Origin of the sequence: Paenibacillus sp. FSL R7-0163 (genome assembly GCF_037969975.1) — a bacterium.
In the GTDB taxonomy this organism is placed as follows: Bacteria; Bacillota; Bacilli; order Paenibacillales; family Paenibacillaceae; genus Paenibacillus_AQ; species Paenibacillus_AQ odorifer.
The window spans coordinates 3843052-3860214 of the sequence record NZ_CP150224.1 but is presented as its reverse complement, the minus strand read 5'-3'; the positions used below and the strand labels follow the sequence as shown (position 1 = coordinate 3860214).

The window sequence follows — 17163 nt, the reverse complement described above, 5'->3', positions numbered from 1 at the left end:
GTTGCTCTAGTTTCTGAAAATCCACTCTGTTCCAGCAAAACACCTGATCTATACACGTGGATAATCGAGGAAATATGAGCATTTAAGAGTATTAACAAGATTTCTTAGAGATTTTACACAAAACACATCATTTTTTGTCGGTTTTTATTGATTTATTCAAAAATATTATGTATAATCAGCCTTGTTGATTTTGCAAATGGAATTTTAGGAGGTTTTTATTTTGGGAAAAGCGTTAATTATTGGCGCTGGCGGCGTAGCAAGTGTTGTTGTTCATAAATGCTGCCAGAACCCGGATGTATTTGAAGAGATCTGCATTGCCAGCAGAACTGTCGCGAAATGTGACGCTCTGAAAGATAAATTAGCCGGAGGCCGCACGAAGATTTCTACTGCTCAGCTCGATGCAGATAACACGGACGAAGTCATTGAACTGATCAAGAGCTTTGAGCCGGATGTCGTTATTAATGTCGCTCTCCCATATCAGGACCTGACGATCATGGATGCGTGCCTGGCAACAGGAGTGCACTATGTGGATACTGCCAATTATGAACCACAAGATACAGCGAAATTCGAATATTCCTGGCAGTGGGCTTACAAAGAAAGATTTGAGAAAGCTGGCCTTACCGCTTTGCTCGGCAGTGGATTTGACCCAGGTGTAACTGGCGTGTTCACGGCTTACGCGCAAAAACACTATTTTGACGAGATCCATACCATTGATATTGTAGATGCCAACGCTGGCGATCATGGATATCCATTCGCTACAAACTTTAATCCTGAAATCAATATTCGTGAAATTACAGCTAATGGCCGTTATTTCGAGAATGGCGAGTGGATTGAAACCGCACCACTTTCTGAGAAGAAAGTTTACGATCTTCCGGAAATCGGACCTAAAGATATTTATCTTTTGTACCATGAAGAGTTGGAATCCTTGGCTGTTAACATCAAGGGCGTGAAAAAGATCCGTTTCTGGATGACTTTCTCGCAGAACTACCTGACTCACTTGAAAGTGCTTGAGAATGTGGGTATGACTTCTATCGAGCCTATCATGTACGAAGGCAAAGAGATCGTTCCTTTGCAATTCTTGAAGGCAATGCTGCCTGACCCGGCTTCCCTGGGACCAAGAACAAAAGGTAAAACTAACATTGGATGTATCATCCAAGGTACTAAAGACGGTAAGCCAAAAACTTATTATGTATACAACGTTTGCGATCATGAAGAATGTTATGCAGAGGTTGGCTCCCAAGCCATTTCCTATACTACAGGCGTTCCTGCAATGATCGGAGCAATGTTAATTATAAAAGGAATCTGGAAGAAACCAGGCGTGTACAACGTAGAAGAGTTCGATCCAGATCCATTCATGGAAGCTTTGAATAAACATGGTCTGCCTTGGCAAGAAGATTTCTCGCCAACGCTGCTAGACTAAGGCGCGATTGATGGATATTGATATCAGCGTTGTCCCGTCACCATGTTACCTTGTAGATGAAAGATTGCTTACCCGCAATCTTGAGATTATGAATTCTGTACAAGAACGTACAGGAGCTAAGATTTTGCTCGCGCAAAAAGGCTTCTCAATGCACTCCTTGTATCCGCTAGTTGGCAAGTACTTGCATGGCGTAACTTCCAGCTCCTTATTCGAAGCCAGACTTGGCTATGAAAAAATGGGCAAAGAGGTTCATGTCTACGCACCAGCTTATGTGGAAAGTGAATTCGATGAGCTTCTTGAATACTCCGATCACATTGTGTTCAATTCTTTTGACCAGTGGAATCGATTCAAGGATCGTGTGAAAAATGCACCGAAGCATATCAGCTGCGGCATTCGGGTGAATCCGGAGTATTCCGAGATCGAAGTTCCGCTGTATGATCCATGCTACAATTATTCCAGAATGGGAGTAACTCTCCCTAACTTTAGACCTGAAGAGCTTGAGGGAATTGATGGATTACATTTCCATACCATGTGCGAACAAAATTCAGACACACTGGAGCGTACGCTCAAGGTAGTCGAAGAGAAGTTCGGACCTTATCTCAAAGGGATGAAATGGCTTAATTTTGGTGGCGGTCATCATATTACACGTCCCGATTATGATCTGGAGACCCTTGTCCGCTGCATTCTGCATATGAAAGAGACTTACGGTGTGGAAATCTATCTGGAGCCAGGTGAGGCCGTTGCGCTTAATACTGGATATTTGGTAGCTACCGTTCTGGATGTTATGCATAACGGAATGGACATTGCGATTCTCGATACTTCGGCTGAATGCCACATGCCAGATGTACTGGCTATGCCATACCGTCCGAACATTATCGATGCTGGACAACCTGGGGAATATCCTTATACGTACAGATTAGGTGGAATGACTTGCCTAGCCGGAGATGTTATTGGAGATTATTCCTTCAAGGAGCCTTTGAAATACGGCGATAGACTCGTATTCCTAGATATGGCGCATTATTCTATGGTGAAGAACCATATGTTTAACGGCGTGAATCTGCCAGCTATCGTCAGCTACAATGACGAAGAGGGAATTAAAGTAATTAAACAGTTCGCTTTCGAAGATTTCAGCGGACGTTTATCTTAATAGAATGATCTAAAAAGGTGTTCCTTCAGGGACACCTTTTTTTGCTATGGTTCCAGTCCTTTGAATGCACAATTACATCTAGGAAAAGAGAAGTGATGCTAAAGGACCGTATGGCAACTATTGGTGTTTATTAGCTCATTTAGCTAAGGTTATGGACTGTATAGCTCTTATTGGTCGGATAGTGACTATTATTAGGGCGCATTTGGTAGAATAGCTGCAACTGAGTCCGATTGTATGCTGAAACAGCCGATTTTTCGGAAATAGAGTCTCCTCGGTCCGATTCATCCTCGTGGGGAGAAGATAGATGTCGAACCGATTTTTCAGAGGAATAACTCTCTTATATATGCGTTTATCTTACAGTTGGACACTTGTATTACTGGAAAAGTTTCTTCATAATTAGCCGCTCACAAGTAAGGTCTCATGTGATACAATAATTTAGTCTGTTTTTTAAAATTAGTTATTGAAGGGTCCGTATCTGAGGAGGAAGTCAGCATCAATGGAACATGCACCGTTTATTGCAGTGGAAGGCCCGATCGGGGCTGGAAAAACAACATTAGCTTCGATGCTTGCAGAGGAATTAAACTTACCGATTATTAAGGAGATTGTGGATGAGAATCCGTTTCTGGCTAAATTTTATCAGAACATGGATGACTGGAGCTTTCAACTGGAGATGTTTTTTCTCTGTAATCGGTACAAGCAGCTTGAAGATACAGTAACTCAGTACATAGATAAAGGTAAACCGGTGATCTCGGATTATCATATTTATAAGAACCTTATCTTTGGGGAACGAACGCTGAAGGGAACGAAACGAGAAAAGTATCGACAAATCTATCATGTGCTGACGGATGACCTGCCGAAGCCAAATATTATTCTCTATATAAAAGCAGATCTCGATACCTTGTTAAAAAGAATCGCCAAACGCGGACGCCCTTTTGAAGGGGATATGGATACTGCGTATTTGCAGCAATTGATAGAAGATTATGATGATGCGATGGGCTCTCTAGCGATTCAAGAGCCGTCTACCGTTATTATTACCATAGATGGAAATGCAGTCGATTTCGTGGAGAACCCAGAACACTTCGTCGAAATTGCCTCTCACATAAAGGAGCTAATGAAATGAATCCATATAACATCCCAGCTAACGCCATAATTACCGTGGCAGGAACCGTGGGGGTGGGGAAATCCACTTTAACAGGTGCTTTGGCTAAAAGGTTAGATTTTCAAACCTCGCTGGAGCAAGTTGATCATAATCCTTATCTTGAAAAGTTCTATCATGATTTTGAGAGATGGAGTTTTCATCTACAGATTTATTTCCTAGCCGAACGTTTTAAAGAACAGAAGAAAATGTTCGAAATGGGCGGTGGTTTTGTTCAAGATCGCTCGATTTATGAGGACACTGGTATTTTTGCTAAAATGCATGCGGATCAAGGCACGATGTCCAAGACAGACTATGAAACCTATACAAGCTTGTATGAAGCCATGGTCATGACACCCTATTTCCCACACCCTGATGTGCTGATTTATATTGAAGGCAGTCTTCCTTCTATTTTAGCGCGAATTAATGAACGCGGCCGTGAAATGGAAATTCAAACGGACGTGTCCTACTGGGAGCATATGCATGGCAGATATTCGAAATGGATCAATGAGTTTACAGCTTGCCCAGTGCTTCGTCTGAACATTGATGATTATGACGTAAATGACTCGGCATCAATGGCGGATATTCTCACGAAGGTAGGCAACACCATTCGTAAGCCTGTTGATAAAATATAATAGTTGATGATTAGCAGCTCCCGTGGTTTGGGGGTTGTTTTTTTATGTGCTCATAAAAAAGACCCAAATCTATGATTTGGGCCTAATAGGGAAGTGTCAGTTGTCCTAATCATAAAATACGAAAAGTAAATAAAAATGGTGTGGACATTGTAATGTACTTAAGGGCCACCTCCTACTTTATTAGCCCTTTTTTATGAAAATAGGTTCCAGTCTAATAGAAACTAGTTATTGATCCATGTCTAAAATTAGTAAGATGCGTACACTGAACTATATTTATAGGGAGGTGTACGCATTGAGTTGTCCAGACGATAAAAAGTGTCATAAGAAAAAAGTCGCCACTGTATTTCCTTCGAAAAGAAAAAGAAAAGAACATCGTCGAAAAGTTATTAAGAAGATTGTAAAAGTCACTTGTCCTCCACCAGAAGTGAATGTTACTACACCGACAGTCGTTGGTGCTACAGGACCGCAAGGGCCGCAAGGAGCACAAGGTCTCCAAGGAATACAAGGGGCCCAAGGCGTTCCCGGAGCTCAAGGAGCACGAGGACTCCAAGGAGCTGAAGGACCTCCAGGGCCCGCCGGCGGACCTCCAGGACCCCAAGGACCTCAAGGTGAACCAGGGCCAGCGGGAGCGATTGGTCCACAGGGTGTAGCGGGACCCGTTGGTCCTCAGGGTGCCCAAGGCGTGCCGGGTGCCCAAGGAGTTGTAGGTCCTCAGGGATCGCAAGGTTTACCTGGTCCTGCAGGAGCTATAGGACCACAAGGTTTTGTAGGAGCACCGGGAGCACCGGGAGCACCGGGAGCAACCGGAGCAACAGGAGCACCAGGAGCACCAGGAGCACCAGGAGCACCAGGAGTAGCTGGAGCAACCGGAGCACCGGGAGCGGCCGGAGCACCGGGAGCACCGGGAGCAGCAGGAGCGCCGGGAGCAGCAGGAGCAACGGGAGCAACCGGAGCGCCGGGAGCAGCTGGAGCACCGGGGGCAGCAGGAGCTGCGGGAGCACCGGGAGCAGCAGGAGCAACGGGGGCAACCGGAGCACCAGGAGGTGTATTAGGTTTTGCTGATTTTTTTGCCCTAATGCCTCCTGATAATGCAGCAACTGTAGCACCGGGCACAGACGTAAGTTTTCCTCAAAACGGACCTACCAGCGGGACGACAATTGCACGAACGGGTCCTAGTTCTTTTAATTTAGCAGCAATAGGGACTTATCAGGTGTTGTTTCAGGTTAGTGTAACCGAAGCAGGACAACTCATCTTGACTCTTAATGGCGCGGATCTCGCCTATACTGTAGTTGGACGCGCAACAGGTACATCACAAATCGTAGAAATGGCTATAGTGCAAACAACGGTTATTAACACCATCCTGACCGTTCGGAATCCTGCTGGTAACTCTACTGCACTTACTATTACTCCTCTCGCTGGAGGAACAAGATCTGTTTCAGCACATCTCGTTATTACACAATTAGCGTAATAAGGTGTATTTCGTATAGATAAGTTGGTCACCTTAATATTGGTGATTTTACTTATGATTATTGTAAAGAGGAGGACGAACGAAGGTCCTCCTCTTTATTCAGAGTATTTACTATTAACATTCTATTGTTTTTCTATCGTCTAACGACTTGAAATTAATCATCTATTTATGTGAATTCTTTTGATTCTATCTTAAGATGCCATATCGCTTTCCTCATGATACAATAAAAGATAAGTTTATAAGGATGAGGTGACTTTAGTTGAAGTATGATTTCGATCGCGTAATTGACCGCCGTAATACTAGCTCTTACAAATGGGACCAATCCGAGAAGTTGTTTGGTGAGAAGGATATTATGCCGCTTTGGGTGGCAGACATGGATTTTGAAAGTCCTCCCGCAGTGAAGGAAGCCATTCTGCGCCGCGCAGAACAAGGAGTTTACGGTTACAGTGTACCTAGTGATACTTATAAAGAAGCCATCACGTCATGGTTTAAAAGACGGCATGATTGGCAGATCAAACCGGAGTGGATTTCAGATTCTCCCGGAATTGTAACTTCCTTAAGCCTCTCTGTTGAACTTTTTACTGAGCCTGGGGACGAGGTTATTTTACAATCGCCAGTTTATTATCCCTTCTATGATGTCATCCAGATGAATGACCGGAAGGTTGCCAAGAATCCGCTTATCGTCCGTAATGGGCGCTTTGAGATGGATTATGAGCAGTTGGAAGGGCTGATGTTGGGTGGAGCTAAGCTGCTGCTGTTATGCAGTCCGCATAATCCAGGCGGTAGAGTATGGGAAAGAGAAGAACTGTTGAAGCTCGGTGAACTGTGCTTGCGCCACGGAGTGACAGTTATCTCTGATGAGATCCATTGTGATTTGGCGCTTCCAGGGTATGAGCATATTCCTTTTGCATCTTTGTCTGAGGAAATTGCCAATATTACGTTAACCACACTTGCCGCGACCAAAACCTTCAATCTTCCGGGGCTTCAATCCTCTTTTATCGTGTCCTCGAATCCGGAATTGAAACGTAAATTTGATCAAAAAATGAAAGCCTTGAGCTTACATATGGCTAGTTTCTTCGCGCAAGGAGCAGTACAAGCCGCTTACAACGACGGAGAAGAATGGCTGGATGAGCTGTTACAATATGTATCAGATAATGTGGATTATACTATTAGCTATTTGTCGGAGCATTTACCACAGGTTCATGTGATGCAGCCGCAAGGAACCTACCTGTTATGGGTAGATTGCCGCGAACTGAACTTGGAAATAGACGGTCTGAAGCAGCTGATGCACAAAGAGGCTAAAGTTGCTTTTAATGAAGGTTCTGTTTTTGGAACAGAGGGCAAAGGCCATCTGCGGATCAATCTGGCTTGTCCGAGATCTACGTTAGTTGAGGCATTGGAACGCTTTTGCAAGGCAGCCGCAGCTTATACAAAGAAATAAACGGTGATTACTGAAGCTTGATGATTCCGCTAATGGGGTCGTTAAGCTTCTTTATTTTGCAATAGGGTAAAAAGAATAATAAAATGGAGTCCATTACGACAAGCAGGAGGACTGCAAATGAAATGGGTAGCCCAGCTTCCGTATTATAAGATACAACGAGAAATTAGGGATGGAGAACAACGAAGTGTTGCTTCCAATCGGCTAATGTATCTATATCAAGATAGAATTGTAACTCGTCATCGGGAATTCCCGCTAAAAGATATTTTCGATATGTCTTATCGTTCAATGGGGGATATGGGCGGCATGTTCTATCTGCACACGAGTAAGGGTGTGTATGCTTATTTGATAGAGTGTGATCCCGAGCGGTTTATTGAAGCCTTTAAAGAACAGGAATTGAATAAGAATTGAGCGATCCTCGTTGGCCGTGATATGATAACTTTTATGAAAAAAGCATAATGGGAGAGAACATAAATGAGCAAAACACGAATTATTATTGATGCAGACACAGGTATTGACGATGCACTGGCGATTCTATATGCCTTACGCGCTCCAAACGTAATTGTAGAAGGAATTACAACCGTTTTTGGGAATATTGATGTCGAAAAGGCGGCGGACAATTCACTGCGGCTAATTGAGCTTGCTAAGCCTGGTTATGAGATTCCTGTAGCGATCGGAGCATCCAAGGCACTTGTTCGTGAGCACTCAGGCTACGCCACTCATGTGCATGGTGAGAACGGTATTGGTAATGTGGAAATTGCTCCAGCCAGCCAGCGTCCCATTAGCGAAACTGCATCTGAGTTTATTGTTCGGATGGCTAATGAGAATCCCGGAGAGATTGTATTAGTCACACTGGCACATCTAACTAACCTTTCTATGGCGCTTGACATGGACCCTGGTATTAAGAATACTTTGAAAAAAGTAGTGGTGATGGGCGGTACGATCTTCAATCCCGGCAATAGAACACCGGTTGCGGAAGCGAATATTGCTGGGGATCCGGAAGCTGCTGATCATGTATTTACATCTGGACTTCCTGTTATGATGGTGGGTCTAGACGTTACGCTTAAGACGCGGATTACCCAAGAGCATATCGATTTATTAAACCGTTTTGGACGTGAAGAAAATAAAGCGATCATTTCGTTCATGGAACAATCGCTTACTCATTATTTTAATTTCTATCGTGAAGCGAACTTTTTGATCAACAGCGCACCGCTGCATGATCCACTCGCACTTATGGTTGCGCTGCAACCAGATCTAGTAACCTACAAAGAGATGAATGTTCGTGTGGAGCACAAAGGTGAGTTTACATCGGGAATGGTCGTAGCGGACTTGCGGGCTCAGCCAAAAGTAGGTAAACCTATACAAGTTGCAGTGGATGTAGATGTTGAACGAGCAGTGGGAACCTTTTTGAGCGTGTTTATGTAATTTTGCCGACCTCTTCTAATATGAAAAATAATTTCGAAGCTCATAGATGACAATCTATTAATTTTACAATTGGATAATCTTTGGTAAAATGGTAGAGGACATATAAGAGTTTACAAGATTAGACTTCATATCATAGAAGAGGGAGACTTATCATTCATGAACAAGCGAATCGGTAAATTAGTATTATGTTTGGCTATTTCGCTAGGAGGCACCACGGCTTTATTCCACAATACCACACAGGCAGCCACAGCTGGTGGAGTTAGTATTGTGCTGGATGGTTATCCACTACCCTTTCCAGTAGAACCTGTTGTGATGAGCGGAACAACGATGGTGCCATTCCGAGCTATATCTGAAGCTTTGGGAATTAATGTCGAGTGGAATCAAGCGCAGAAGAAAATTACGGCTACCAAAACAGATACTGCAGGGACCAAAGTGGTAACCCTGACCCTTGGCAGCAAAAATGCAGGTGTTAACGGCGCGGTTGTGAAGTTAGGAGTTGCTCCGCAGACGATCCGGGATACAACGATGATTCCCCTTAGCTTCTTCGGCCAGCAGTTTGGTGCGGGTGTAGCTTGGAATCAATCTACGAAGACCGTATCTATTACTTCGCCGAAGACTGAGCTGTACACTCTTGGTTTCTATGCTCTGAGTTCTTATAGTGAGATTTCCTTACTTCCTAATTTTGATGCTGTGGCCTTTGGTTGGAGTGGGATTGATAAAAGCGGGCAATTCACCACAACGGGGACTGATTTCAAATGGCCTCAAGCGGCTGGTGACGTAACGCCAGAATCGATTGTCACGAATGCAGCGGCAGGTGGAACAGCTCCTTATCTGATGGTCTTCTCTGGAGATACCGCATCAGAGTTAACTAAGAACCTGGAAGATAAGCAGCTTCAAGAACAGACGATTACTGGAATCGTAGATCTTGCAACGCAAAAAGGATTCCAAGGCATTACCCTGGATCTGGAGGGCCTAGGTCTAACAGGTGATAAGGCGAAGGTGCAAGCAGATTACAATGCTTTTGTTAAAAACCTATCACAAAAAGCACATGCAGCAGGACTTAAACTTACCGTTATTCTTCATCCATTAAATAGTTCTTATAAAGGATATGATTACAAAACTTTAGGAACACTTGCAGATGATTTGGTCATTATGGCGTACGATTATTTACAAGAGAAAAAAGTTCCAGAGCCGATGAGTTTAGTTGATGAAGGCATCCGGCTTGCGCTTCAGCAAGTGAGTAAGGATAAGCTGATCCTCGGGATCTCTGTGTATAGCGAAAACGAATCTTCAGTGAATTCGAAGGTAGGACTTGCTAAACGTTATGGTCTTAAAGGAATTGCGATCTGGCGTTTAGGTCTGATCGGACAGCCTGTCTGGAACGAAATGGGTAAGTCAGTAGAGCTGTAAGTGGAATTTGTATTGACAGGGAATAATTTCTAAATATATACTAGGTCAAAATACAATACGGAATAAACGTAATGATTGGGAGTATTAAGGAATAACTACTGCCCAGAGAGCTGCCGGTTGGTGCAAGACAGCGGAGTAGGTTCCCCAACTCACCCATGAGCGGTAAGATCGAACCTCAGTAGATCTTAACGGCTAACCCTCCGTAATCGGGTTCTAAGATTCGTTGTTTATTATAAGCAATACGCAACGATCAAAAAGAGTGGTACCGCGAAGGTTAAACCTATCGCCTCTTTGGAGGCGATAGGTTTTTTCTGTTCTCTACAGTAAAAAATACAATTGAAGGTCGGTGTTTTGGTAATGGGCAATATTATTGAATATTACTCCCAATTTGATGAGTGGGGAAGATTGGATAGGGAGCCGCTGGAGTTCATCATTAATCTGCATTATATAAAACAGTATTTAACTACCGCACAATCTATACTGGATAATGGTGCTGGGCCCGGTAAATATGCCATGGAGCTGGCGAAGCTGGGCTATAACGTAACGTTATCGGATCTTACCCCTAAGTTAGTTGAAATAGCTCAGCAGAAGGTTAATGAATTAGGATTAACTGAGCAATTTAAAGGTTTTCATGTGCTGAATGCAACTAGTTTAGAGGGAGTATCTGACGAAAGCTTTGATGCTTCTCTGATGTTAGGCCCTTTATATCATTTGCAAGAAGAAGAGGATCGGATTTTAGCAGTTAAGGAATTGTTTCGTGTGACAAGGAAGAATGGCATCGTATTTGTAGCCTTTCAAAGTCGGATGAGAATGACTCTTACATCCTTACAGTTCCCACAACATTGGAAGCCTAATGACAACATGGATTCAATACAAGAGTTTTATGATAGCGGGATTTTTAATCATAAAGATGAAGGTAGGTTTACGGGAGCTTATTACTTCAATATTGAGGATATAAAACCTTTCATGGAGGAGAATGGATTTCGAACCATTGATTTAATTGGTTCTTCTAGCCTCGGAGCATTACTGACAAATGAGCAGAAACAATACTGGACAGACCGGGGTGAGCATGAGGAGCTCTTTGAATTTCTCATTAACGCAGCAAAGGATCCATCCATTTTGGGGATTTCCTCTCATCTGTTGTATATAGGGCGAAGAAAATAAATAAGGAAAAATCATTTTATCATCACGGGATTGAGGTAGGTCTAGTGAACAATGATTACAGGGTGCGTATTCAGACGGTTCTTCATTTTATCGAGGACAACTTAGATCAAGAGATAAATCTAGAAACGCTAGCTGAAGTTTCTAATTTTTCTAAGTATCATTTTTCTAGAGTTTTTTCTGCAATTACAAATAAAACACCAATGACCTATCTGACGGAAAGACGTCTACATCACGCGGTTACCTATCTTGAAACAACCAATAAAACCATGCTAGATATCTCAATTCTATGCGGTTTTAGTTCCATCTCAAGTTTTAATTCATCCTTTAGGAAACTGTTTAAGACAACCCCAAGCGAGATGAGAAGGTCAATGCAAGAACATAGCAATTATCAGTTAATGTCCAGCAATAATCAGGAAGAATTGTCTCCTTCTAAAAATTATGATGTGAGTATCAACATAAATAATAATTTTTTAAGGAGAGTATGGGAAATGAACATTGAGGTAAAAGAACTTCCAAGTTATCAAGTGGCATACGTAAGGCATGTTGGCAGCTATCTTGAAACGTATAAGGCATGGGGAACACTCAGCAAGTGGGTTGAGAAAAATGATTTACCCTCAACAGAATACTTCATTGGTATTTCTTTAGATGATCCCAGCGTGACTGACGAATACTCTTGTAGATATGATGCCTGCATAACCATTCCAGAAGAGTTTGTTAAAGAGGGTGATTCGAGCGTAGAGTTCAAAACTTTATCTGGTGGTCTTTATGCCTTATATCCGTTTTATGATACGATCGACAAATTGGCTATTGCCTATCAAAGTGTGTACGGTCAATGGCTACCTAATAGTGATTATGAACCGGATGATCGGTATGCGCTCGAATTTTGTATGAATGATCCATATACAGACCCTGAAGGTAAAGCAAAAGTTGATCTTTATATCCCTATAAAAAGTGTCGGTGGACATTAAAAACAAACTCTACTACTCGATTACAGTTCCATTCTCGATGGACGAAATGGTAGTAAATACTCGTGAATAAGCATCTTTAATATTGGGTTCGTTAACTATATCCTTGTAAAGCCCATAACCCCAGGTTTTATAGGTTTCACCAGTTTGAAGATAACCTGTAATATACATGCCTGAATGCGTATCGGTTTATCCATCACTCCACGAGGCTTCCGGACTCGGATGACGTTATTTGTATGTTATCAGCTATCAAAACATGATTTCGGACTCCGCTGACGCTATTCATTGCAAAAGGCACTTATTGGGCGTTTTTTCGGTCAATAGGTGCACTGGAGTCCGTTACAGGTTACTACGCGTATCTGAAAGTGATTACGCATGCGCTTCCGACTACGATTATGGTGAAAATTTGAGTGTTGTTCAATGGACTCGTTTATCAAGTGAGATCATAGAAATCTGGAAATAAGCAGCGGCAGATCAGTATTCGTTAATCAAACCGTACACTCGAATGTTATAAAACTCACATTAACCTAAGCTATAAACCTATATAATCTCTAAGGTTGAACTTTTGAACTAAATTCATTATTTTTCAGGAGGACTTTAGAGTATGAGATATAAAGCATTAGAGCTCGACAAACCGCTTACTTATGAGCTGGAAGGGTTAGAAATAGGGGTAACTTCGAACTGTAATTTCCGCTGCGATTATTGCTGTGCATATAATAGAAATGATGGACAAAGCATCAAAGCCAAAGAGGTCATCCGCATTCTGGACGAACTTCCAGGCCTTAAAAGAGTACGTTTATCAGGTGGAGAAGTGACGCTGAAGTTCGATGACTGTGTGGAGATTGTAACCTACTGCGCATCCAGAGGGATTCAGACACAACTGAATTCCAACGGCAGTCTTTTAAATGCTGAACGAATTGGCCAATTGGTTTCCGCAGGATTAACGACCATACATATTTCCTTCAATTTTACTACTGCGGAAGCTTTCTCAAAATATTATAATATTCATCCAAGCATTTATGAGAAAATAAGAGAAAATATTACCCTGTTCGCCGCAACAAGTGTAGATACTGTGCTGGAGACGCTGCTGTTCAGTGAAACCCAGGATAATATGAAGGAGATCAGCGATCATGTCTACGCAATGGGCGTGCGCACACATGAAATTCAGAACAGTATTATCATGGATCATACAGGGTGGAAGTCGATAGCTGCGCGGGAACAATTAAAGAATGCAGTGAGTGAGCTGATCGCACGGAAGAAAGAAGATACGATTCTGTATTTCACCTGCATGGACCGCTTTATGGACGCCCTTGGGTTCGAAGAGCAGCCGGGTGTGTATTTTCCTCACTGTATAGAGGGGAAGAAGCAGCTTCATTTGCATGGAAATGGCGACATTTTGATTTCAGAGCTTTGCCATCCGGTGATTATCGGCAACATTTATCAAGGAACTTCACTAAAAGATTTATACAATAATATGCCAGCGCCATTGGCACAGTTTTTGGATAAGCAACCTTGCCCAGCGCTGGATGCATTGTTTCCACAAGGCTTAGAAGTTTAACACTCTATATAGATTACTTCGAGGGACCAATTTAAGAATTGGTTCCTATTTTTTTATGGTAGACTTAATAAAAAACACAGATAAGGAATGTATGAGCTTCATACATAAGGTGTACTGCCAAGTGTTTGCTAATATAAGAAATGGACTTATCAAATCTAATGTTGTTCTAGAAAAGATTATGCCGTTATTAACACCCACAGCCATCGTGGTCGGTGTGCTTAACGAAAGCAGACTGCTGCCGTTCACAGGTCTCGTGCCCTGGATTTTCGCTGTAATGACGCTGATCGGTAGCTTGAAGTCCAACCTAAAGGACCTGCTAGGGGTACTTCTGAAACCCCAGAAGCTGATTATTCTAATGGTAATTTTACATATTGTAATGCCGCTGATCGGCTGGCTTGCAGCCATGGCTTTTTTTCCGGGAGATCCATATACAGTGACTGGTTATGTATTGCTGTTCGCGATTCCTACAGGTGTTGTAAGTGTGGTATGGGTGTCGATGTACGGAGGAAATATTGCATTGACATTAGCCCTTATTCTGATTGATACGCTCTTGTCGCCAATTGTTGTCCCGGGTACCTTATATTTGCTGATGGGAGCGAGTGTGGAAATTCAGCTAGCTGATATGATGAAAGGGCTGCTATGGATGGTAGTCATTCCTTCTGTAGTTGGGATGCTGCTGAATCAATGGACAAAAGGGAAAGTCAATACGGTATGTGGACCGCCGCTTGCTCCGTTTGTTAAAGTCGGATTGTTTATAGTTGTTTCTATTAATGGGGCCAGTATTGCCCGTTATCTGAAACATCCGGATGGCAAATTAGCGATCATAATTGGAGTGACCTTCATAACCGTTGTGCTTGGCTATGTAATCGGAGCTTTGGTGTCACGCCGTTTCCGCTTTAGTTATGAAGATTCCGTGGCGGTGCAGTTTAATTCGGGTATGCGGAATTTAAGTGCGGGAGCTGTATTAGCAGTGAAATATTTTCCTCCTGCTGTCGCGCTTCCAGTAATTTCGGGGATGTTGTTCCAACAAATACTCGCTGCGATGTCTGGTCTATTTTTACGTAGTAGAACTAAACGACTGTTAAGTGAGGGTGCATTAATGCAAGTGAATACTGCCTCTCAGATAGAACCCTCTGCTTCTTCTAGGACAGATGATAGGTCTTGTTAGCCGGTTTGTGAAGGATATATGACCTAAAAGCTGTGATATTTTATTCATTTACATGAAAATTTTCGACATTTTATGATATATTTCTTATTTTTGCGCGATTTATATTCACTATTCAACTTTGCCACCCGATAGTAATTGTATTATTTACAATTTCATTGTTCGCAAATGAACAAGGAGTCGGAAGGATGAAAAGAATATGAAGATTCGCCTAAAGTTATCACTTGTTATGATAGGTGTGACCCTTTTATGTATTTCTGTAATGGGGATATTTACGTATTTGAAATCAACTCAGGCGATTGTGAATCTTACTGAGAATTCTATGAAGCAGGTCAATACGAACAAAGCTCAGACCATATCAGCCATGATAGCAAAAGAGCAGAGAAGCACAGAGCTTATTGCGAGCCGCTCGGAAATTGTTGATCTACTGCTGCAAGCTGGGAATGGTGGAGTTAGTAAAGGTGATAAGCTTCAGAATGAGGTGAACGCCAGTCTTCAAAGCATTGTGGAGGAAGCAGGGAACCTTGAGCACATTCTTGTCAGTGATATGAAAGGTATTAGTGTGGCTGACAGTGATACTAAGCTTATAGGGACAGATTTTAGTGAAAGAGATTATACGAAAAGAGTAATGGAGACGGCTGAGCCTGTGATCAGTGAAACGCTGAAATCAAAATCTACAGGAGCTTATGTAGTGGCTTTTGTACAGCCCGTAAAGAGTAATGGAAAGATGATTGGATTTATTGCTTCAGCTGTTTCCGCAGATAGTATGATTAAGTATTTGGCCGATACCAAAGTGGTAAACACGACGAGCTCTTACGCTTATTTACTGGATGAGAACGGCAATAAATTATATTATCCGGATAAAACACAAATTGGTCAGCCTATTGAGAATACGCAGATCGCAGCTGTTATGGAGCGTGTGAAATCTGGTGAGAAGGTAGCGGATGGCCTGCTAAATAATACATATAATGGTGTGGAAAAAAAATCTACCTATACAGTTTTGCCTGAGACGCACTGGTTGCTTGTATTAACCGCAGACCTTGATGAAATCGTGAAACCTGTCACTGATATGAGAAATTTCAACTTATTTCTTGGTGTGGGAAGTTTAATTATTGCCTTGCTGATTGCTCTTTATTTTGCTAAAAAAATCTCTTCTCCGATTGTTAAACTAACGGACATGATTAATAAAACGGCAGAATTGAATTTGACGCATGACTCAGAGTATGAGTATTTGACTAAAAACAAAGATGAGACAGGGACGATCGCCAAAGCGATGTTCCGCACCCGGGCTACACTTCGTGAGATGGCTGGAAGCTTAATTACGATCTCGTCCAAAGTGCTTGAAAATGCAGAAACGCTGGAGAAGCTGTCTATAGATGTGCGGGAAAATGCCCACGATAATTCAGCGACTACGCAGCAGCTATCGGCAGGTATGGAAGAGACCGCAGCCTCCACAGAGGAAATGACAGCAGCAATTACTGAAATTGATAACAATGTATCCGGGATCACCAATAATGTGAAGGAAGGCGTTGCCGTTTCTAGACAAATTAGTGAGCGGGCGCTGACTCTCCAAGATGAGGCAACAGAATCTACGACGAATGCTAAACAAATTTATGAATCCGTGCGAATCGATATGGAAAAAGCGATTGAGCAGTCGAGCGCGATTGCAGAGATTAATGTACTGACAGATACGATTCTATCCATTGCCAGTCAGACCAATCTGCTGGCCCTGAATGCAGCTATAGAAGCGGCAAGAGCGGGTGAGGCAGGTAAAGGTTTTGCGGTTGTAGCTGGTGAGATTCGGAAGTTGGCTGAGAAATCGTCTAAGATTGCGGCTGGAATTCAAGGTGTGGTAACAGGTGTATATTCCTCTGTTGAATCCATGAAGGAGAATTCTGAGGCATTACTTTCTTTTATTGACCAGAATGTTCTAGCAGATTATGAACGATTAACTGAGGTAAGTCAGCAATACAACAGTGATGCTGCTACTGTAAATACGCTGTTAAAACAATTCGAGAGCGCAGCCGATCATTTGAGTATGGCCATATCAAGTATTAATATTGCCGTTAATGAAGTAGCTGCTACAGTAAACGAAGGAGCTATAGGGATTCAGGATATCGCGGTGAAAACGGCGGATATCGTGGAAAAAACATTCCTAGAGGTTACTATGGCTGATGAAAATACTCAAAGTGCCAAAGAACTTCAGGGGTTAGTAGATAAGTTTAAGATCTAA

Annotated in this window: 14 protein-coding genes and 1 other annotated feature; all 14 genes read left to right on the top strand. The window is 42.5% G+C overall.

Features of this window, described 5'->3' with window-relative positions; genetic code table 11:
* Positions 1 to 220: 220 nt before the first annotated feature.
* Positions 221 to 1420 (top strand): saccharopine dehydrogenase family protein, encoded by a 1200-nt coding sequence (locus NST45_RS17280; RefSeq protein ID WP_036679313.1) that lies wholly within the window; start codon positions 221 to 223, stop codon positions 1418 to 1420.
* Positions 1421 to 1430: 10 nt separating this feature from the next.
* Entirely contained in the window at positions 1431 to 2567 is a 1137-nt protein-coding gene (nspC, locus tag NST45_RS17275) for a carboxynorspermidine decarboxylase (protein WP_036679316.1), read from the top strand.
* A 496-nt stretch (positions 2568 to 3063) separates the two neighbouring features.
* Positions 3064 to 3687 carry a deoxynucleoside kinase gene (locus NST45_RS17270; protein ID WP_036679318.1) on the top strand — a complete coding sequence of 208 codons (624 nt, stop codon included), beginning with the start codon at positions 3064 to 3066 and terminating at the stop codon, positions 3685 to 3687.
* On the top strand, positions 3684 to 4337 hold the full coding sequence (locus NST45_RS17265) for a deoxynucleoside kinase (protein ID WP_036679320.1): 654 nt from the start codon (positions 3684 to 3686) through the stop codon (positions 4335 to 4337). Before NST45_RS17270 ends, NST45_RS17265 begins: the two co-directional genes overlap by 4 nt.
* A 283-nt stretch (positions 4338 to 4620) precedes the next feature.
* Complete coding sequence (locus NST45_RS17260; RefSeq protein ID WP_339823298.1) at positions 4621 to 5805, top strand: collagen-like protein; 1185 nt, start codon at positions 4621 to 4623, stop codon at positions 5803 to 5805.
* A gap of 259 nt (positions 5806 to 6064) precedes the next feature.
* Entirely contained in the window at positions 6065 to 7246 is a 1182-nt protein-coding gene (locus NST45_RS17255; protein WP_036679326.1) for a MalY/PatB family protein, read from the top strand.
* Between the two features lie 117 nt (positions 7247 to 7363).
* The gene (locus tag NST45_RS17250; RefSeq protein WP_036679330.1) at positions 7364 to 7654 is read left to right on the top strand and encodes a hypothetical protein; all 291 of its coding nucleotides are present in this window, start codon (positions 7364 to 7366) and stop codon (positions 7652 to 7654) included.
* 63 nt (positions 7655 to 7717) lie between these two features.
* Positions 7718 to 8668: a nucleoside hydrolase gene (locus tag NST45_RS17245; protein ID WP_036679333.1), complete on the top strand. Its 951-nt coding sequence runs from the start codon at positions 7718 to 7720 to the stop codon at positions 8666 to 8668.
* 156 nt (positions 8669 to 8824) lie between these two features.
* Positions 8825 to 10078, top strand: coding sequence for a stalk domain-containing protein (locus tag NST45_RS17240; protein ID WP_036679335.1), 1254 nt, complete (start codon positions 8825 to 8827; stop codon positions 10076 to 10078).
* Between the two features lie 62 nt (positions 10079 to 10140).
* Positions 10141 to 10372: a binding site (T-box leader), on the top strand.
* Positions 10373 to 10435: 63 nt separating this feature from the next.
* Positions 10436 to 11242 (top strand): class I SAM-dependent methyltransferase, encoded by an 807-nt coding sequence (locus NST45_RS17235; protein ID WP_036679449.1) that lies wholly within the window; start codon positions 10436 to 10438, stop codon positions 11240 to 11242.
* Positions 11243 to 11286: 44 nt separating this feature from the next.
* Positions 11287 to 12210, top strand: a complete 924-nt coding sequence (locus NST45_RS17230) for an AraC family transcriptional regulator (protein ID WP_080742455.1) — start codon at positions 11287 to 11289, stop codon at positions 12208 to 12210.
* Positions 12211 to 12811: 601 nt separating this feature from the next.
* Positions 12812 to 13765, top strand: coding sequence for a radical SAM protein (locus tag NST45_RS17225; protein ID WP_036679337.1), 954 nt, complete (start codon positions 12812 to 12814; stop codon positions 13763 to 13765).
* Between the two features lie 121 nt (positions 13766 to 13886).
* Positions 13887 to 14933: a bile acid:sodium symporter family protein gene (locus NST45_RS17220; protein ID WP_235219427.1), complete on the top strand. Its 1047-nt coding sequence runs from the start codon at positions 13887 to 13889 to the stop codon at positions 14931 to 14933.
* Between the two features lie 196 nt (positions 14934 to 15129).
* On the top strand, positions 15130 to 17163 hold the full coding sequence (locus NST45_RS17215) for a methyl-accepting chemotaxis protein (protein WP_339823294.1): 2034 nt from the start codon (positions 15130 to 15132) through the stop codon (positions 17161 to 17163).